Below are 20033 nucleotides of genomic sequence, written 5' to 3'. Positions count from 1 at the left end.
TTCTATAACCATCATACTATCTTTCTATAAAAAATAACAGTTTTTTCGGCTGTTTTTTTGAAAAACCCCTTAAAAAGTAGTAATTGTGAACAATTTATTAAATTTTGACTAGTACAGTTTTAATAAAATCACTAAATTCATTTAATTTACATTTTGTGGCAGTTGCCAATTAATCGGTGTTGCATCAAACTGAATTAAAGCCGCATTGGCTTTAGAAAAGGGTTTTGAACCAAAAAATCCTCGATAGGCAGATAATGGACTAGGATGTGGCGAGGCAATCACAACATGCTTACCTGTATCAATCAGTTCTTTTTTAGCTATGGATTGACTGCCCCATAAAATAAAAACTAAAGGTGTTTTATGTTGATTTAATTTACGAATAACAGCATCCGTTAATTGTTCCCAACCTTGACCTCGATGAGAATTCGCTTGACCAGCTCGTACAGTTAAAACCGTATTCATCAATAAAACACCTTGCTCTGCCCAAGATTTTAAATACCCATGTTGAACAGGGGGAATTCCTAAATCCGACTCTAGCTCTTGATAAATATTCACTAAAGATGGGGGAACTTTGACATTAGGTTGCACGGAAAAACTTAATCCATGCGCTTGGTTTGGTCCGTGATACGGATCTTGTCCCAAGATAACAACCTTAACCTTCTCATAAGGAGTCCATTCAAAAGCTTGCCAAATATGATACATATCTGGATAAACTCGTTGTTCTTGATATTCTTTTTTTAAATAATTTCGTAAATTTTGATAATAAGGTGCAGTGAATTCTTCTTCTAAAATGCCTTGCCAATCATTATGAATCAGTACTTTCATTGCATTTTCCTCCCATAGTTCAACTACGTTTAATTCCTTCTTAAATTTTACTAAAAAATTCCTTTTTCTACAACGATTACTTTTAAAATTCCATCTAAACAACTTATTAATAAAAGAACAATATTGTCTTTTTTTATTAAAATCTTTGATTTACCATTTCTTCCATTTAATGGTAAACTAAAGGAGACTATAAAATATTGGAGGAAAAATAATGATAGAGCTTATTGCGTCAGATATGGATGGAACGTTGTTAAATGAAAAAATGGTTATTTCCGAAACAAATGCTCAGGCAATTGCTGAAGCAGAACGCCGTGGTATCAAGTTTATGGTATCAACAGGGCGTGGCTATACCGAAGCGCATCCTTTATTAACAGCTGTTGGCATTAGTTGCCCAATGATTACTTTAAACGGTGCCCAAGTCTATGATGAAAACGGGAAGATCGTTGAAAATATCGGTATTGAAAAAGATACAATTCGCATTATTTTGAAAACTTTAAAAGAGCATAATATCTATGCCGAAGTTGTTACTTCTAAAGGCATTTATTCAGACAATAAAGTAAAACGAATTGAGTCAGTGGCTTCATTATTAGTTAATTTGAATCCTGAAACCACGTATAAAATGGGCGTTGTATTAGCAGCCGCTCGTTTAGAGTTAATGAATATTAACTATATCGATGATTACCAAGAATTAGTTGACGATCATTCAATTGAAGTTTTAAAACTAATTGCTTTTAGTGATGATGGTCAAAATACTTTAGGACCCATCAAAGTGGAACTTGAAAAATTGGGTTCTCTAGCCATTACATCTTCATTTATTAATAATATTGAAATCAATCATAAAGATGCCCAAAAAGGAATTGCCTTAAAACGCGTTGCCAAGCGCTTAGGCATATCTATGGATAATGTTATGTCAATTGGAGACAACTTTAATGATGTTTCAATGCTTCAAGTTGCAGGCGTTAGCTTCGCTATGGAAAATGCCGAAGAAGAAGTAAAAGGTCATGCAAAATATTTAACTTCTAGCAATAATCAAAATGGTGTTGCTGAAGCCATTATGCGTTCAATTAACGAAGATTTATAAAATTTACCTTGCATTTCTTTGTGACACATGTTAGAAATTAAAGAACAAGTTACGTAAATAATTTGCAAGTGAATTCAAGGAGGACGTATGATGACAACATTTCCAAAAACTTTAACAATTGCAGGTAGTGATTCTAGCGGTGGTGCAGGTTTGCAAGCTGATTTGAAGACCTTTGATGAATACAGCACGTATGGTATGGCAGCTATTACTTTATTAGTAACAATGGATCCAGATAACGGATGGCACCATAATGTTCATCCAATCGACGTTACTTTAGTTGACGAGCAATTAAAAACTATTTTAGCTGGTGGCGAAATAAGTGCAACAAAAACAGGTATGTTAGGCAGCGTACCAATTATTGAATTAGTTGAACAAACGATTAAAGATAAAGAATTAAAAAATATTGTCATCGATCCTGTCATGATCTGTAAAGGCGAAGATGAAGTTTTAAATCCTGAAAGCGCAGATGCTTTGCGTGATAAATTAGTTCCATTAGCAACTGTCACAACACCTAATTTATTTGAAGCAGGTGTTTTATCTGGTCTAGGTAAACTAGAATCGATTGAAGATATGAAAGAAGCTGCGAAAAAAATCCATGAGCTAGGAGCAAAAAACGTTGTCATTAAAGGCGGAAAAGCTCTAGCTGGTGAGAAAGCTATCGACTTATTCTATGATGGTGCTGATTTCACTATACTTGAAACAGAAAAAATTGAACCTGCTCATAATCATGGTGCTGGGTGTACCTTTGCAGCAGCAATTACAGCTGGATTAGCAAATGGTTTGACCGTTAAAGAATCTGTCTTAAAAGCAAAAGATTTTGTCACTGAAGCAATTCGTAGTGGCTTTGCTTTTAATGAATATGTTGGCCCTGTTTTTCATGGTGGCTATCGTTTAACTAAACAAGAAAAAATCTAATCACAATTAAAAATAGCTTTCTTATCAACTTTATTTGCTAAGAAAGCTATTTATTTAACTGGAGGAAAACGTATGTCATTTTTTAATTTTAAGAAAAAGAAGATTGATGTTAAACCCAAATTAACACCATTCCAATTACTTTTTGATTTAAATGAAAGTCATGATTTTCAAAAATTATTAGCTGCTAGTATTGGTACAGCTAGAGCAAATCAAATTCATTTTAATGAACAAGTTGTTAAGGGGCAAGATTGGTCTGTCGATTTACAAACTAGCAGGATTACTTTTGGCGCAGCTTCTTATCCAATTCAACTAATTGGAACTGAATCCACAATTTCTAATACTTGGGTTTGGAGCTGGGTGAATTTAAGTCAGCTCCCCGAAACAAGTTGGCAAGATATGTTGCCAATTAAAGAAGAACTAAAGGACTTCCTACACTTCACCACTGAAGAAATAGACTTAAATGAACTTGTGAATGGGCATAATCTATCTAGTATTGTCGCTGGATTTCACCCAGCACATGTTTGTTATTATCGCTGCCCATATGACGGCGGTGCAGCTTATGTTTTAGTGAAAGATTTACCTACTGCCCTCTTTCCTCCACTCTCTAGAATCAATTTACAAAAGATTATTCTTGAAGTAATTGCTGAACAACCCGCTCACCACCGAATAGCAGTTACTAGTTTCTTACTTGAAAATGGTGGAATGCTAACAGAAACAGCCGAATCTATCTTAGCTGAATTGCCAAATGATGGTCTACTTAGTATAAAGTTCAATCAACAAAACAGAGTTTCTAGTATTACTTTAGACTGATTCCCAGAACAACTTAAAAACCAGCTAAAAGGAAAGCATTCCTCTTAGCTGGTTTTTGGCACTAGTCATCTAAATAAGAATTCCAGCTATCTATCATGAATTTTGCTTAGCAAAAATTTTTCCCATCTGAACTAATAAATCTGGTGCGTCTTTTTGATTCATGACAACTTCAATCCATTGCAATCTCTTACTATCCAAGCGAGCTTTTCTCATCGCCGTTGCTAGTTCGGCTTCTGTCTGAACTTTGTAAGTGACAACATTTTCAGCTGTTCCACCAAAAACAGAAGGTAATTTTTGATAATCCCACATTGGAATGTCATTATAGATTTCCTCTGGACCATGAATTTCTCTTTCTACTGTATAGCCATTATTGTTAATAATAAACACAATTGGTGCTAATTTCTCTCTCAAGGTCATTCCCAATTCTTGAACTGTTAACTGTAAAGAACCATCCCCAATAAATAACAAATGTCGACTTCCTTTTTTCGCAATTTGACTGCCTAGCATAGCTGGGAAAGTATAGCCGATGGAGCCCCATAAGGGTTGTCCAATAAAGCTCATCCCTTTTTTCATTGGAACTGTTGATGCCCCAAAAAAGGACGTTCCTTGTTCAGCTACCAGTGTGTCCCCTTCTTCTAAATAACTTTCAACCGCTTCCCAAAAATAAGCTTGAGTCACTAAGCTAGAAGATGATTTAACCTCTGCTAAACGAGACATTGGCTGAATTTCACCATGATAACCTGGATAATTAATCATTAGCAATTCATCCAATACTGTTGGCAATTGAATTCCAGCTAGATGCTCGCCTTGGAAAATAACTTCGTCACTAGCTAAGGAAATCATTTGTTTTTCAGTAAAACCTTGTGAAAATCCACTTGTTGCCGAATCAGTTAATTTTGCTCCCAATAATAACACTAAATCAGCTTGATCTACATAAGATTTCAATGGTTCAGTTGTTGGTGTTCCAGTATAAACACCTAGGTAATGTTTGTCCTCTTCATTAAATACACCTTTGCCAAAAGGTAACGTAGTAACTGGCAAATTGAATTTTTCTATAAATTCTGCAAGTTTAGCTTCTAAATGAAAACTAGCAATTTCATTCCCAGCAATAATAACTGGATGCTTGACACTATTTAAGACTTTTTCAATTGATTTTATTAATTCTTGTTCCATTTTGATTTCCATTACTTTTGTATCAAATAACGGTTTATTAGGCTTTTCAACTTCCATCTCTGCAACGTCAATTGGAAGATTTAAATATCCTGGTTGACGTTTTTCACTAGCCAAACCCAAAATACGATCAATTTCGGTTATAGCATTTTCTTTCGTTAAGCTACCAATTCCGACTGTAATCGCTTCGTGCATTTTTTCAAAATGATTAAATCGACCATCACCTAATGTATGATGAACTAGTTTTTGTGCATTTTGAACTGCTGTTGTTGGAGAACCCACAATTTCAATTACAGGTACTTTTTCTGCGAAACTTCCGCCAATTCCATTCATCGCACTTAATTCACCCACACCAAACGTTGTCACTAAGGCTGCCATTCCTTTAGTTCTAGCATAGCCATCTGCCATGTAGGCTGCATTTAGTTCATTAGCATTGCCAATCCATTTTAAATCATCTCGTGCGGTAATGTGATCTAAAAATTTTAAGTTATAGTCACCTGGAACTCCGAATATGTCATTAATTCCCAATTCTTTTAAACGATCAAGCAAATAATCAGCTACTGTATACACTATTTATTCCTCCTTATAAAATAACAAAATAATTTACATTCAAAGTATATACCTCCTGGAAATATAAGACAACTAAATTGACCTATAACTTTTTAATTGTGGTATAATACAGAAAAAAGTAGGAGGTAATCTAATGACTTCTGAATCTCATAACTTTGATAAAAAGTTGGCCCTTTTTTACTTTGCTTATCGTACATTTAGCAAGACTTCTGACGAATTACTTGCTGATTATCATATGACTAAAGTTCATCGTCGCATTCTTTTCTTTGTGGCACGATTACCAGGTTTAACTGTTAATGAACTATTGCAAGTATTGGATATTTCCAAGCAAGCTTTAAATCGGCCAATGCAAGAACTCATTCAAAAAAAGTGGTTAGAAACAAGAATAAATAACGAAGATAAAAGAAGCAAACGAATTTATTTAACGAATACAGGACAAGAAATTGATCAACAGATTAGTTCCGCTCAAAAAGAAAAAATGCAACAGATTTTCATCGAAAGTGGCGATCCTACCGGGGAAAACTGGACAAAGGTCATGACCCTGTATGCCAATGAAGTTGGAGAAGAGTTTATTGATTGGATTGCCCCAACTGAAAAATAGTTTATTGATTCACAAAAAAAGCAGGACAAAAACCTAAAAAGATTTTTGTCCTGCTTTTTTAGTTCATACTACTTTCATGAATAAATTTCATTTTTGCTTGAACCCGTTTCTACTAATTCTTTCAAACTGTCTAAGGAAATATCTACCATATTCTCCACTGCCTGTTCTGTATAGAAAGCAATATGAGGGGTCACAATGATATCTTTCCGTGATAAAAGTTCCGTTAAAATTGGATCTTTAATTTGTTTATTAACCCAACTATGTGAAAAATACTCCGCTTCGCCTTCATACGTATCCAAAGCAGCTCCTGCAATTTTCCCAGAATTTAATCCAGCAAGTAAGGCCTCTGTCTCAATCAAACTACCACGAGCAGTATTCACCAGATAGACTCCCTGTTTCATTAAATCAACTGCTTTTTTGTCAATCATATGATAATTGCTTTCTAACGCCGGTGCATGTAACGTAATTAGATCGGCTTCCTTAAAAATATCTTCTATCGAGTCAACATAAGTTACTATTTTTTCTAGTTCTGGATTTCGATAAACATCATAAGCTAAAATCTTACTCCCAAACCCTTGATAAATAGTCGCTGCGCTATGTCCAATTCGACCAGTACCAATAACTCCAATCGTCATATGTTTTAATTCTTTAGAAATATACCCGTTCCAACGGAAATCTTGCTCCTCCATTCGTTGTTCAAAATAAGGAACCCGACGAATCAATTCCAAGGCTTTTCCAACAGAAAATTCAGCAATAGCACTAGGAGAATAACCTGGAACATTGGTAACTTTAACTTTATTTTTCTTTGCACCTTCAATATCAACACTATCAAAACCAACTGAACGAACAGCAAAACTTTGAATTCCAGAATTAGCAATTTTTTTAAACATATCGGATTTGTATTCACTCGTTTGTAAGGCACAAATCCCATTATATCCTTTAGCCAAATCTGCCGTTTCAGGTGTGATAGCTTCTTCTGTCATATCAACTATTACGTTATTTTTATTTGACCAATTTTGAATATATATTCTCTCATCTTCACGAACATTATAGGCTAAAAACTTCATTTTATTCATTCCTCATCTCATCATTCTAAAGCTACTTTCGTATTTTACCATAATTTAATTTGAATTAAAATATTCAGAATTTTCGTTATTTTATGATAATAGCTTATTCGTGGATCGACTCTATTTTAGGATTGAATGAATAATTTTTTAGGCAGCTGGGAAGCACCGGCGCTTTTTTTACAAAAATTGAGGCGTACCATGCTTCTAAGCGGCTAAAGCCGCAAGAATCTTTTAATACATTCATAGATCACCGGCGCTTTTTTACAAAAAATCGAGGCGTACCATGCTTCTAAGCGGCTAAACTCGCAAGAATCTTTTAATACATTCATAGATCACCGGCGCTTTTTTACAAAAAAATCGAGGTGTACCATGCTTCTAAGCGGCTAAAGCCGCAAGAATCTTTTAATACATTCATAGATCACCGTCGCTTTTTTTACAAAAATCGAGGCGTACCATGCTTCTAAGCGGCTAAAGCCGCAAGAATCTTTTAATACATTCATAGATCACCGTCGCTTTTTTTACAAAAATCGAAGCGTACCATGCTTCTAAGCGGCTAAAGCCGCAAGAATCATGGCAAAAAGAACCACCTATTCTAAAATAGGTGGCTCTAAAAATAAATTATATTTTTTACAGAAATCCGATTATGCCGGTTCAGCATCCCGTTGTGTTGCCCCGCTTATAGCAAGGTGGGCTCCGCTGTCAAACATCTCTAACTACCAAGTGAAAAGGCTTGTTATCAGTTTGAATTCAGTTTGGATCCCTAAAAAGTGTTACTTGTTCGGTCACCACTGTAAAGGATATATCGTACACATCAGATATCTTATCCTTATAATAGCACCCATTTTTAAATGTCGCAACTAAATTGCTTATTTTTTTCTCTTTTTATCGTCATTCTATAAAAACATTAATTTTTTATTTATTTCTTTGATTTTCTTTCGTTATTTTAAATTGTAAAAAGACAAATTAGACATTCTGATTTTTATGCATATTTAACTCAATAAGAACAAATTATTTCAATTATCTTCGCTAATTTTTGTTTGCGCTATCATCTTTGAAGAAAACTGTTACTTGCACAACTTTAATTGACTTTACACAATATTTTTTTCTTAATCTCAAAGTTCAATAAGTTATTTGTAATAACTTATATAATTTTTAAAAGAAGAAATCACACGGATTAAAATAGCAAAAAAAAGTAGATTGAATCACATTTTTCTATAAACTTTTTCGTTATAATTTCATTTGTCACTAAAGATGTATCCATGATAGAGAGAGGGGGCAAATCAAAATGTCACAAAAAAATAAACGTAACACTAAAAAAAGAAAGCTACTTCTTTCTATGATACTTTTATTTTTATTTTTGGCAGCATTAGGTGGTTATAAGTTCTTTATGCAGAAGGAAGAAACTAACAACACTGTTATTGTAGATGATCAATTACCAGATACTGGATCAGATGTTCAACAAATGTCTAGTGAAGATTTACAAAAATATTTACAAGACCAAGCAGACAGTAATTATTTGAATATTCGTGTTAATTCAAAAATCGATGTTAAGGCTGATTCTGAGGAAGCACAAATAGAAATTGTAAACACACAAAAAAATGTCTATCCTATTTCGGTTATAGTCACGCTGGATGATACTGATGAAGTCATTTATGAATCAGGAGCCATTCGTCCAACTGAGTATATCCAAACTGGAAAACTTCTGAAGAAATCTAAAGAAGGCACTTATCCAATTACCTTCAATATTTCAATCTATGATAATAAGAAAATGACTAAAATTGGAGAAACACAAGTTTCTGGAAAGGTTGTTGTTCGTCGATAGTGAACATTTATTAATTTTGAAAGGGAGTATGTAATAATGAAAAAGGGGTTCGTATTTATCAGTCTTATCGGTTTAACATTAGGGGGAGCATTATTCACTGCAAAGGAAGCATCAGCTTTTGAAAATGGACAACCTGATCCAAATGATCAATCACAAACTATCTCCAAAGATGACAAAGGGAACATTGATGTTGAGGGTTGGGTTGGTGAATTTGATCCAACAAATCCTGATCCTGAAGGTCCTGATCCTGATCCAAATGATAAAGGTTGGGTAGATATTGATATTCCTACAAAAGTCTTGTTTGGCGCTATCGATTCAGATAACGGAAAAATTAAAGCACCTGTTTATAAAATTACCAATAACTCAATTAAACCTGTTAAAGTAAGTGTCGAAGATTTTATTAAAGGCAATGATGCCGATAAATTACCAGATTTAGACTTAAAATTAGCGGCAAATAATCAAGAAATTTCTCTTGTTTCTACATCTTCTGCTCCAGAGAAAAAGGAAATTGGAACCTTGTCCGGCATCAATGATGCGATTCTAAATACATCTGTTGATTTTACTTTCAAAGGAACGATTGGCTCTACACACAATTATGGGTTAACAATTAAACCCAAGTACACATTAGTCTTAAAATTTGAAGTACAATAAAGGAGTAGTGGATGAAGAAAACTATTTTCATTACCCTACTTTTTACAGGATGTTTTTTTTTAAGTATCCCAGTATTGGCTGAAACAACTACACAATCTATTGAAGTTGAGGCTCATATTTTTCAATCAAAAACGCAAGTATCCTTACCAAAACAAAAAACAACTAAACCAAGTATACATTTGCCACGTACTGGCGAAAAAAGGTCTTTCTACACCCACTCTCTGGGTGTAGGCTGGATTTTATTACTAGCATCTATCATTATTTATAACAAAAAGGGGCGGTTAATAGGATGAAAATCATAAAAATAATGATGTTCTCTTTTCTTATTATCAGTTCATTTGTATTTCCAGTAACTACAACTCAGGCTGCTGACGTTGGAACAACTGCCCATGAAGTAGCTTACGATGTATTGAATGCAGAATTAATTACTATTGATCAAAAAATGTCTCAGAATCTTTTAGTATCCATCCCTGGAGCCATACACGATTTTCCTTATACAAATACATTTAATATTTCTGGTTTTCGCAAATATGAATATGCTTTTACTGGAGCAACTACTCTACTCATTGATTCCATTACTTCTTCTGATAACAACACGCTTCTGCCTAGTAAAACCAGTAATAACATTTCATTAAAAAGGGGAAATGGCGGAGCTAAAGAAGTAACTCTCACAATTGACTATCGTTTAAATTGGACTTTCATGGTTCGAGAATTGACCGTATTTGGCTGGGTTCGGGTCAACGACCAGTTTGGTCCCTCTAATACATTTAGAAAACAAATAAAGGTCAGACTCGATTATCAACCCTTGGATGTAAGACCCAGAGGAAATAACACCATTGAGATAAATAGCACTGTCTTACCGAATATATACAATCTAATCATGATTAATTCCGCTCATGGTTCTGTTACTGGAACTTATGATTTTCTTACGATGCCTAATTTCAATCAATTAGGACCAGTTAATGTCACCGGGATTTTTAAAGATTTGGTTCAAAGTCAACGAGTTTTAATTCCTTTTACTGTCGTAGATACAATAAAACCTTATGGTACTTTGCGTTCCCCAATTACACTTGAAGCTGGTGATGATCCAGAGATTAAAAGCTTATTTGCTAATTATGGAGACAACAGTAATTTGCCTATAACGGCAACGAGTTCTATTGATTTTACTACACAACGACTAGGAACTTTTGTCTTTAACGCTTCTTTGACAGACACGTCTAACAATCAAAATGTTTTTTATGGATCGGCAACATTAGTTGACACAACACCACCACAATTAACAGCAAATCCACAAATTGTAGAAGCTGGGAATTATCCAACCTATCCTTTAGCTCCTCTTGTAAATGTATCCGATAATTATGCATATGCCACATTTGCCTATAAACATCTAGATCCATTACCAGACTTTACAACTGTTGGGGATAACTTAGTTAGGATTCAAGTGGAAGATCAATCTGGAAATGCTAGTCAAATCCAAGTTCCAATTAAAATTAGTGATACAACGCCACCAACTGGGGCAGCTGTTCAACAAATCGTTACTTTAGGTGGCCTATTATCGGATGATCCTAAAACGTTTATTCAACAAGCACAAGATAATGCGGGAGCCGATAAACTAAGCTATCGTTTTATTCAAAAACCAGATGTTTCCAAAATTGGTTTTTCGACAGCAATCGTACGTCTAACGGATCAAAGTGCTAACTATACAGATATTTCAGTTCCTGTTTTTACGAAGGATAAAGAAACTATCATTCAAAATAATTATGCCTTACGAGCTGAATCCTTTGAATATTGGGAGAATGAATTGCCTACCATTGATAATACGGATACCTTTATTTTAACCAATGCAAAGGCTCAAGCTTGGAATAGTCAAACTGGTACTGACGAAACTGCACAAATCGTTGTAAAGTCAACGGATTTCAAACCTAATACAGGCAACTATAAGGCTATTTTAGATATACAAGGAACACAAAAAGAAATTGATATTCGTGTCAAAGATCAAAAGGATTTAGTAGATGTGACGATTCCAGTTAAGATGTTATTTGGAAGCGCTGATGTCAGTAACAACGGTTCGATCTCTTCACCTAGCTATAAAATTAAAAATAATAGCTCTTATGGACTAGATGTTTCATTAAATAAAATTATTGAAAATCAAGCGATCGATTTTGAATTACTCGCACCAGATACCGCTATTGTTGGAGGCAAAAATCAAGCACAACTAGATTTAAAAATTTTGAAACCGGATGGTCAAGAAACAACTTTAGATTATTTAACTCCCGCTATTAGCCCTTCTTTGATTGGAAATCTGCAAGCAAATGAGTCTCTCTCACTTTCTTTTGGAGGAAGGTACTATGGGGATTATCAAGGAGTTAAAAAACCACAATATCGTTTCATTTTAGATTTTAAAGCAAAAAATAAAGCTGATAAACCTTAGGTTATCAGCTTTATTCTTCTATCAAAATTCACGACTAAGTTGTAATTGTTTATATAGCGATACTTGGTCAGCTAGCAAATCAAGATCTTTTGTAAAGTAAGGTTTTGGTTTTATTTCTAGTAAATTTTCTCGAACAAGTTGATTAAGCACTCTCGAAACCGTCTCTCTTGTAACCGCCGCCAAACCAGCTAGGACAGATTGATTAATATACGAAGGAAGTACGTATCCCTCCTTTTTCTTACTGCCAATATGTCTAAATAATTCCACCAAAAAAAATATAATTCTTTCCTTAGTAGATAAGTGTTCATTCATTCTTCTTAAATAAGATAAATATAATTCAAATTGTAGATTTGTGTATAGAAACAAAGGAGATTTTTCTAACAAAAGTAAGATGGTTTCATTTGGGATAAATGCTAACTTAGTTTCAGTGATGGCAAGATAATCGTCTTCAAAAGGAATCGAACTTTTAAAATTAGCACAGTTCACAATTACATTCTTCGTTACAAAATCAACGGAATTAATCTGACCATTTGTTAATAGTAAATTTCGGACAATACAGCCCTCAACTATGAAGTAAACGCCCGTCTTTTTTTTGTAATTAAATAACGTTTCTTTTCTTTTTAAAACAACAATTTCATAGGGTAACTTTTCCTTTTTCATGTGGTGAAGTACGCTTAAATTAATTGCTTCTAATTTCTTTAATGCAGGTTTCAACTGTTCTATCGTCATGATAACCTCCTAGTGTTTATAGTCGAAAATGCTCTGTTCACTTACTTTATTATAGTATATACAAGTTGAAAATGCATTTTTATTTATGTAGTTATTCAATTTTCATCCAGCTCATAATAGGAAGGAATTCAAATAACATGAAAAAAACTCAACATCTGAAAAAAGATTTAAAAGCCACTAACAAGGAAGTGTTCACAGAATTAACAGAAAATGCTACTTTCGTAGACTTGAAACATTTAAAAAGAAATGATGTATTGATTTGTGACAAGCAAAGCAACTATACAAGACTAATTATTAGTGGCGTGGCGCTTAGACGGCTCTATAATACAAAGCAGCTAACAATAGATTTAGATGTAATTGATGCTTACCATTTTGTTGATTTAGAAAACTTATATAACTCCATCCTTTTTGAAGGAGAATTAAAAGCCTTAACGGATATTTATTATTATGACATTTCACGTAAAGAAATTGAGCCTTTTTTAAAAAAATACCCAGAATTTTTATATCAAAATATGCAATATACAACTTATATCTCTTTTAATTATCGAAAAATAAATTTATTGTCCGTTTATGAAAGGATTATCTTTATCTTAATTGAGATTTCACTTCAATATGCTACTGAAAAAAATGGCGAAATATTTTTACCTAAATTTATTAGTCAAAAACTACTTGCATCCTTAACCAATACCTCTATCAGCGCTACGAGAAAAATCTTAGTTGAACTTATGACGCAAAATATCATTCGTTTGACACCAAAACCCATTTGTATTTATGATTTCACTTATTTATTGCAACGTTCTTCTTTTCATGAGCTTTCAAAATAAACCTCTATTACTAGTAAAACAATTGCTTTCAGACAATTGAGTCCAACTTCGTTATAATCTTCTAAACTCAGCCTTAGCTCTTTTTTTCTTGATGCACTCATCAAAGACATGTTCCTGACTAATTTCTAGTAAAAAAGTCATGGATTTTGGGATATTTTTTCAATTTAAACTAATGAATTTCTAACAAATCTGTGCTATTCTAACATTAGAGGTGAAGGACATGATTCATGTTTATATGAAGGAACAATATGTCGCCAGGAAAGAACGAATTATCGTTAAAGACGAATTTGGAAAAGATATTTACCTCGTTACAGGAAAATGGGGAAATATCGGAGATGGTCTATATTTGTATAAATTGGATGGAACCTTGATCGCAGAAGTTAAACAAACCAAGTTGGCTCTTTTCCCAAAGTTTGATCTTTATTTATCTGGTGAAAAAGTTTGCTCAATTTCAAAATATCAAGGACTAAAAAATCCTTATTTTCATGTTACTCGAATTCATTGGCTTGTCACTGGTGATTTTGTGAAAGGTCATTATAAGATTACTCACTTAACTAAAACCGTGATGACTATGGAGAAGGCTTATCTTGCTTCAGGAGACCTTTACGCCCTAGCGATCCAACGAGAACAAGACTTACCTCTATGTATTTGTATCGCCTTAATTTTAGACCACTGGGCCATTCGACGGACTCCAAAAAAAATAAAAAAAGAAAGACTTCGATTACAAACCTATTCATAAAATTTAAATAAAACCAGTGAACTGTATTTAACAGTTCGCTGGTTTTTCAGCTTACACTTTCTTCTGCATATGATTGTAACAATGCCCACCAATGATCATTTCCCCTGATTTCTCAAAGCCCATTCGCTCATAAAGTCTTTGAGCTCCAGGATTTTCTTGATCACAATTTAAACCAATCATTGTTTCCTGATCTTCTTTAGCAAAGTCATCTAACGCTTCCAATAGTTCCGTACCAACACCACAGCCACGATATTTTTCAGCTGTAACTATAGAATCTAAATACCATTCCCCAGCAAAAGTCTCTTTTTCATTGAAAATTTTAATACTAGGATCTAATCCTTTTTCTGCTAAAATAGCTGTTAGAGGTGTGTCAATTTCGTCTTCTTTACTACCTGAATAGCCAACTAAAACCCCTGCTACCTCATTCTCACGTACACAAACATGGGCATGACGGTAGCTATAACGATAATTCTCTGTTTGAATTCCAGCAATCAAGACATCTTCAATCTGCTCTTTAGACAACTGTTGAAAGACTTCTAATTCCATATCTTCTAAAATAATCATAATCATTGGAGCTAATACTTTAGCATCTGATTTTGTTGCTTTTCTAATCAATTTTATTCACTCATTTCATTTAGTTAGTCTATTGTTTTCATTCCTAATGCTCGTAGGGAAAAAGTCAAAACTTCAGCTTTTTGTTCCTTAATCATGTCCTCATCAGCCTTTGTATAAAGATATAATTGTTCAGCTCCTGCTTCAATTAAACCAATTAAAATTTTAGCGGCTACTTTTGAATTCATCCCTCGACTCATCTCCCCCGCTGTAATGCCAGCTTGTAAAAATTCAGCCATATAAAGATAATAAGGTTCATAAATAGTTTCCCATTCCGTTAAATACTCACTTGATGCTAAACCTGCATAAGTCAGTGCAATAACTTCTGAATACTCTTTGGTGATAGCAAAGCTAACATCAATAACTTGTTGTAATTGTTGTGGATACGATAAGCTGCTATTCAGTGTATTCTTTAAGTTAGTCAAAATCTGCTGAACAACAACTTCGGCTATTGCTGGCATAATCGCAAGTTTTGATGGAAAATATAAATAATAGGTTCCTTGAGCAACTTCTGCAATTTTGACAATATCAGCAATTTTAGTTTGCTCTAACCCTTTTTCGGTAAAAACTTCAATTGCTGCAGAAACTAGTTTGGCCTTTTTATCTGTTTTCATCTCTTTCCTCCTTTAAAAAATGACTGACTTTCATTCATTTTATTGATAAATAACCTATTTTGTCAAGCTTTCTCATAAAATACTTACTTTTTTTATCAAATTTTGCTCTCATAATCTATTTTGCATGCCGTTTTCATTTTTTTAATACCAAGGTTTCATTTTATAAAGCGGTTCACTCCTTACATTGCATGTTACATTTTATAACATGAACCACATACATAATAGTTGCAACTTTTTTATTTTTCTAATAAAATAAATCTTTGAACAGGAGGAGATATCATTGAATAAAAAGAAACATTACTTATTCCTATTTTCATTACTCGTAACATTAGGAATTTTACTAACAGGCTTTTCAACTACTGAAGCTCATGCAGAAACGAAAGAAAAATATATTATTGGAACTGATGTGACATTTGCTCCCTTTGAATTCCAAGATGCAAATAATAATTTTGTGGGAATTGATATGGATTTACTTAAAGCAATTGCAAAAGATCAAGGCTTTGAAGTAGAAATCAAACCATTAGGTTTTAACGCTGCTGTTCAAGCTCTGCAAGCAAATCAAGTTGATGGTGTTATTGCTGGTATGAGTATTACTAACGAGCGTAAGCAGTCCTTTGACTTTTCTACCCCTTACTTTGAAAGTGGTGTTGTTATGGCCGTTTCAGAGTCTAACAATGACATTAAATCTTATAAAGACTTAAAAGGCAAAACTGTTGCGATTAAGACTGGAACTGAAGGAGCAACCTTTGCTAATTCAATTAAAGATAAATATGGTTTTAACATTGCAACTTTTGATGATTCAGCTAATATGTATGAAGCAGTTAAAGCTGGTAGTGCTGACGCTGCATTTGAAGATTATCCAGTAATGGCTTATGCGATTACTCAAAATGCACCCCTAAAATTAGTTGGTGAAAAAGAAAAAGGCGGTCAATATGGTTTTGCTGTGAATAAAGGGAAAAATCAAGAATTATTAACTAAATTCAACAATGGTCTAACAAATTTAAAAAATGATGGTACGTATCAAAAAATTACTGAAAAATATTTAGGTGAAGAAAAAACTGAGAAACAAAGTATCTTTGCTTTAGTAAAAGAAAACTATAAACAATTATTAAGTGGTTTAGGTACAACTTTATTTGTTACCTTGATTTCTATAGCCATTGCATCTGTTTTAGGAATTGTATTTGGTTTAATGAGTGTGACACCAAGCAAAACGTTACGAATTATCTCAATGATTTATGTGGATATTATGCGTGGCATTCCAATGATGGTTTTAGCCTTCTTCGTTTTCTTCACAATTCCACAATTATTAGGAATTAAAATGATTGCTACAGTTGCAGCCATTATCGTTCTGAGTTTAAACGCAGGTGCTTATATTGCTGAGCTAGTACGTGGCGGGATTAATGCCGTTGATAAAGGGCAATTAGAAGCTGCTCGTAGCTTAGGATTGCCTTACAGTAAAGCTATGGGAAAAATAATTTTACCCCAAGCAATTAAAATCATGATTCCTTCATTTATTAACCAATTCGTTATTACTCTAAAAGATACAACGATTCTTTCTGTTATCGGTTTAGTCGAATTAACACAATCTGGGAAAATTGTTGTTGCTAGAACCTATGATTCAAATATGTGGTTTGTGATTGCGATTATCTATATCGTTGTCATTACAGCCTTGACAAAAGTATCTAATTTATTGGAAAGGAGAGCTACTAATGGGTAAATTAAAAGTCAAAAACCTAAAGAAAAGCTATGGTTCAAATGAAGTTTTAAAAGGGTTAGATTTAGAAATTCAAGAAGGTGAAGTTGTTTGTATGATTGGTCCTTCTGGTTCCGGGAAAAGTACGTTTTTACGTTGCATGAATCGTCTAGAAGAAATCAACGGTGGAACGGTAATTGTTGATAATTACGATTTAACAGATAAAACTCTAGATATCAATAAAGTTCGTGAAAATATCGGAATGGTATTTCAGCATTTTAACTTATTTCCACATTTAACCATTATGGAAAACATTACGTTAGCTCCAATCCAATTAAAAAAAGCAACTAAAGAAGAAGCCAATAAAAAAGCTTTGGAACTATTAGAAACAGTTGGATTACAAGAGAAAGCTGATGCTTATCCTAGTTCATTATCAGGTGGACAGAAGCAACGTGTGGCTATTGCTAGAGCTTTAGCAATGTCTCCAGATATTATGCTTTTCGATGAACCAACTAGTGCGCTAGATCCAGAAATGGTTGGAGATGTTCTAGAAGTTATGCAAAAATTAGCTCGAGAAGGCATGACCATGATTGTTGTGACTCATGAAATGGGCTTTGCTAAAGAAGTTGCTGACCGTGTAATCTTTATGGATGGTGGCTATATTGTTGAAGAAGGCAAACCTGAGGAAGTCTTCTCAAATCCTAAAAATGAACGGACAAAAAATTTCTTAGATAAAGTTTTAATTTAACTCATTAAAAATAGAAGATAAAATCATCAATGGATGATTTTATCCTCTATTTTTACTTACATGTGTCTTCTTCTACTCAAATTATAACGTACTTGTCATCCGATAAGCCACTGATATTTCTCCGTCCCATTAATCATCCTAAACTCTGTAGGTGAAATTTGATAGAATTTTTTAAAAGCTTTGGAAAAAGTCAAAGAATCTTTATATCCAACGGAATTAGAAATGGTTCCGATTGTATTTATTCATTGAATGAAGTAATAAATGCAAACATAGACGAACATTTTTAATTGTCTTTGAACTTATTTTAAGAATAGTATTTTTTAAGCAAGATTACTGAACAAGGCTTACTCTACAACCGAATCTTAATCAACAAAGCCACATTTTTAGAAATCCCCAAAGCTTGAATATCACTTAATTCAGCTTCTTTTAACTTTTTCAGTGAACCAAAATGCTTTAATAATTTTACTCGTGTTTTTGGACCTACTCCTGGGATTTGATCCAATAAAGAAGACAGACTGTTTTTACTTCGGACTTGTCGATGAAAAGTAATTGCAAATCGATGGACCTCGTCTTGGATTCGTTGAAGTAAATAAAAAGCTTGGCTAGTGGATTTTAATGAGATTGGTGTCAATGCCTCACCTAAAATTAAGCTAGACGTACGATGCTTTTCATTCTTCACCATACCTGCAACTGGAATCGTTAATCCTAGTTCATTTTCCAATACATTTAAAGCAGCTCGAACTTGAGTTGCTCCACCATCCATCAAGATTAGATCTGGCATTGGCTGTTTTTCCTTCAATAAACGTGAATACCTCCGACGAATAACTTCTTCAGTCGTCGCAGCTTCATTACTGCCTTCAACTGTTTTTACTTTAAACTTACGGTAATCCTTTTTAGCTGGGCGCCCATTTTCATAAACCACCATCGCTGAAACCGGTGATGTTCCTTGAATATTAGAATGGTCAAAAGACTCAATTCGTTTCACTAAAGGCAAACCTAATGCTTGCGATAATTCCTCCACCGCCCCAATAGTCTTTTCTTCATCTAATTCCAATAAACTAAAATGTTCATTAAGTGCGATTTTACTATTTTGTGTTGCCAAATCTAATAAATTCTTTTTAGGACCACGAACAGGAACTCGAACGGGAACGCCTAATATTTCACTTAATAACGCTGTTTCAACTTTTTCTGGTACCAAAATATCGCGTGGAGTTAAATGATTTTTTTCCTGATAGAATTGTAAAATAAAGGTTGCTAACTCCTCTTCACCACGTTCTGTACTTGGAAATAATGCGGCTTCACGCTTAATCAAAGTTGCTTGACGAATTAAGAAAACTTGAATGGAAATCCATCCTTTATCTAAATAAAAACTAAAAATATCACGTGGTGTATGATCTGTTGAAATCATTTTTTGTTTTTCAACTGTTGCTTCAATATAACGAATCTGATCCCGGTATTCAGCTGCTCGCTCATAAGCTTCTTCCGTAGCTGCCGCTAACATTTTTACTCTTAATTCGGCTTTTACCTTAGACGTATCACCATTTAAAAAAGCTTTGATTCGTTTAATTTGGGCTTCATAAATTTCTACTGGAACTTCATGATCGCAAGGTCCTAAGCATTGCCCCATATGATAGTACAAACAAGCTCGTCTTTGTTTTCCAACACATCGCTTCAACGGATAAACCTTTTCAATAAAATGCATCGTTTCAGTGGCTGCATAAACATTTGGATAAGGTCCAAAATACGAACCACCATCTTTTTCCACATCAGAAGTAATTATAATCCGAGGATCTCGATCACCTGTAATCTTAATATAAGGATAGCTAGACCCTGCTTTTAGTTTAATATTGTATTTAGGCTGATGTTTTTGAATCAACGTAATCTCCAACAGCAAGGCTTCTTTATCGGTTGAGGTCACGATTGTCTCAAAATCAACAATTTCTTCAACTAATAAAAAAGTCTTTCCTTCTTGTGTGCCACGAAAATAAGAACGAACACGCTTTTTCAAATTCTTAGCTTTCCCTACATAAATAATCTCATTTTGAGTATTTTTCATCAGATAACAGCCTGGTAATTCTGACAAAAGGGCTAATTTATGATCTAAATAGTTTGTCTTCAAAGCTGTTTCCTC

At 33.9% G+C, this 20033-nt stretch carries 20 protein-coding genes and 1 other RNA gene; 12 read left to right on the top strand and 9 right to left on the bottom strand.

Annotation, left to right across the window (positions count from 1 at the left end; genetic code table 11):
• Nucleotides 1-141 precede the first annotated feature (141 nt).
• On the bottom strand, nt 142-825 hold the full coding sequence (locus tag BR43_RS14115; RefSeq protein ID WP_034563045.1) for a uracil-DNA glycosylase: 684 nt from the start codon (nt 823-825) through the stop codon (nt 142-144).
• Nucleotides 826-1036: 211 nt separating this feature from the next.
• On the opposite strand from BR43_RS14115, the gene BR43_RS14110 reads away from it, so the two are divergent.
• The 3 genes from BR43_RS14110 (at nt 1037) to BR43_RS19270 (ending at nt 3631) form a co-directional block, all read left to right on the top strand.
• Nucleotides 1037-1906, top strand: coding sequence for a Cof-type HAD-IIB family hydrolase (locus BR43_RS14110; RefSeq protein ID WP_034563042.1), 870 nt, complete (start codon nt 1037-1039; stop codon nt 1904-1906).
• A 90-nt stretch (nt 1907-1996) separates the two neighbouring features.
• On the top strand, nt 1997-2821 hold the full coding sequence (gene pdxK / locus BR43_RS14105) for a pyridoxine/pyridoxal/pyridoxamine kinase (protein ID WP_034563040.1): 825 nt from the start codon (nt 1997-1999) through the stop codon (nt 2819-2821).
• A 72-nt stretch (nt 2822-2893) separates the two neighbouring features.
• Entirely contained in the window at nt 2894-3631 is a 738-nt protein-coding gene (locus BR43_RS19270) for a DUF6882 domain-containing protein (protein ID WP_051933977.1), read from the top strand.
• A 93-nt stretch (nt 3632-3724) separates the two neighbouring features.
• Here the strand turns inward: BR43_RS19270 and BR43_RS14095 are convergent, their stop codons facing one another.
• Nucleotides 3725-5371, bottom strand: a complete 1647-nt coding sequence (locus tag BR43_RS14095) for an alpha-keto acid decarboxylase family protein (protein WP_034563038.1) — start codon at nt 5369-5371, stop codon at nt 3725-3727.
• 133 nt (nt 5372-5504) lie between these two features.
• Between BR43_RS14095 and BR43_RS14090 the strand changes: the two genes are divergently transcribed.
• Entirely contained in the window at nt 5505-5972 is a 468-nt protein-coding gene (locus BR43_RS14090; protein WP_034563037.1) for a MarR family winged helix-turn-helix transcriptional regulator, read from the top strand.
• A 74-nt stretch (nt 5973-6046) separates the two neighbouring features.
• Here BR43_RS14090 and BR43_RS14085 read toward each other — a convergent pair whose 3' ends face one another.
• A complete protein-coding gene (locus BR43_RS14085) occupies nt 6047-7048 on the bottom strand; it encodes a D-2-hydroxyacid dehydrogenase (protein ID WP_245617869.1) in 1002 nt (333 codons plus the stop codon).
• Nucleotides 7049-7669: 621 nt separating this feature from the next.
• A non-coding RNA gene (gene ssrS, locus BR43_RS19655) (6S RNA) lies at nt 7670-7860 on the bottom strand.
• A 464-nt stretch (nt 7861-8324) separates the two neighbouring features.
• Between ssrS and BR43_RS14080 the strand changes: the two genes are divergently transcribed.
• The 4 genes from BR43_RS14080 to BR43_RS14065 are packed head-to-tail and all read left to right on the top strand — an operon-like array spanning nt 8325 to nt 11943.
• The gene (locus BR43_RS14080) at nt 8325-8861 is read left to right on the top strand and encodes a hypothetical protein (RefSeq protein WP_034563032.1); all 537 of its coding nucleotides are present in this window, start codon (nt 8325-8327) and stop codon (nt 8859-8861) included.
• 36 nt (nt 8862-8897) lie between these two features.
• Entirely contained in the window at nt 8898-9512 is a 615-nt protein-coding gene (locus BR43_RS14075; RefSeq protein WP_034563030.1) for a hypothetical protein, read from the top strand.
• A gap of 11 nt (nt 9513-9523) precedes the next feature.
• Nucleotides 9524-9805: a hypothetical protein gene (locus BR43_RS14070; protein ID WP_034563028.1), complete on the top strand. Its 282-nt coding sequence runs from the start codon at nt 9524-9526 to the stop codon at nt 9803-9805.
• Nucleotides 9802-11943 carry a hypothetical protein gene (locus tag BR43_RS14065; RefSeq protein ID WP_034563026.1) on the top strand — a complete coding sequence of 714 codons (2142 nt, stop codon included), beginning with the start codon at nt 9802-9804 and terminating at the stop codon, nt 11941-11943. Before BR43_RS14070 ends, BR43_RS14065 begins: the two co-directional genes overlap by 4 nt.
• Nucleotides 11944-11964: 21 nt before the next feature.
• Here the strand turns inward: BR43_RS14065 and BR43_RS14060 are convergent, their stop codons facing one another.
• Nucleotides 11965-12672 (bottom strand): Crp/Fnr family transcriptional regulator, encoded by a 708-nt coding sequence (locus BR43_RS14060; protein ID WP_034563024.1) that lies wholly within the window; start codon nt 12670-12672, stop codon nt 11965-11967.
• Between the two features lie 137 nt (nt 12673-12809).
• Between BR43_RS14060 and BR43_RS14055 the strand changes: the two genes are divergently transcribed.
• Nucleotides 12810-13496: a cyclic nucleotide-binding domain-containing protein gene (locus BR43_RS14055; RefSeq protein WP_034563022.1), complete on the top strand. Its 687-nt coding sequence runs from the start codon at nt 12810-12812 to the stop codon at nt 13494-13496.
• Nucleotides 13497-13716: 220 nt separating this feature from the next.
• Complete coding sequence (locus BR43_RS14050) at nt 13717-14235, top strand: LURP-one-related/scramblase family protein (protein WP_034563020.1); 519 nt, start codon at nt 13717-13719, stop codon at nt 14233-14235.
• A gap of 51 nt (nt 14236-14286) precedes the next feature.
• Here BR43_RS14050 and BR43_RS14045 read toward each other — a convergent pair whose 3' ends face one another.
• Nucleotides 14287-14850 (bottom strand): GNAT family N-acetyltransferase, encoded by a 564-nt coding sequence (locus BR43_RS14045; RefSeq protein WP_034563017.1) that lies wholly within the window; start codon nt 14848-14850, stop codon nt 14287-14289.
• Between the two features lie 23 nt (nt 14851-14873).
• Nucleotides 14874-15461: a TetR/AcrR family transcriptional regulator gene (locus tag BR43_RS14040; RefSeq protein WP_034563015.1), complete on the bottom strand. Its 588-nt coding sequence runs from the start codon at nt 15459-15461 to the stop codon at nt 14874-14876.
• Nucleotides 15462-15741: 280 nt separating this feature from the next.
• Between BR43_RS14040 and BR43_RS14035 the strand changes: the two genes are divergently transcribed.
• A complete protein-coding gene (locus BR43_RS14035) occupies nt 15742-17178 on the top strand; it encodes an amino acid ABC transporter substrate-binding protein/permease (protein WP_034563013.1) in 1437 nt (478 codons plus the stop codon).
• A complete protein-coding gene (locus BR43_RS14030; RefSeq protein ID WP_034563011.1) occupies nt 17171-17902 on the top strand; it encodes an amino acid ABC transporter ATP-binding protein in 732 nt (243 codons plus the stop codon). The genes BR43_RS14035 and BR43_RS14030 overlap by 8 nt, the downstream gene beginning before the upstream one ends.
• A 95-nt stretch (nt 17903-17997) precedes the next feature.
• Here BR43_RS14030 and BR43_RS19650 read toward each other — a convergent pair whose 3' ends face one another.
• Both BR43_RS19650 and uvrC read right to left on the bottom strand, forming a co-directional pair.
• A complete protein-coding gene (locus BR43_RS19650; RefSeq protein ID WP_425393656.1) occupies nt 17998-18126 on the bottom strand; it encodes an AraC family transcriptional regulator in 129 nt (42 codons plus the stop codon).
• 125 nt (nt 18127-18251) lie between these two features.
• Nucleotides 18252-20021: an excinuclease ABC subunit UvrC gene (gene uvrC, locus BR43_RS14025; RefSeq protein WP_034563009.1), complete on the bottom strand. Its 1770-nt coding sequence runs from the start codon at nt 20019-20021 to the stop codon at nt 18252-18254.
• Nucleotides 20022-20033 lie beyond the last annotated feature (12 nt).

The sequence above is a fragment of the Carnobacterium gallinarum DSM 4847 genome (assembly GCF_000744375.1).
Classification (GTDB): domain Bacteria; phylum Bacillota; class Bacilli; order Lactobacillales; family Carnobacteriaceae; genus Carnobacterium; species Carnobacterium gallinarum.
The sequence above is the reverse complement of the archived record's forward strand: the minus strand, read 5'-3'. Positions and strand labels throughout refer to the sequence as shown.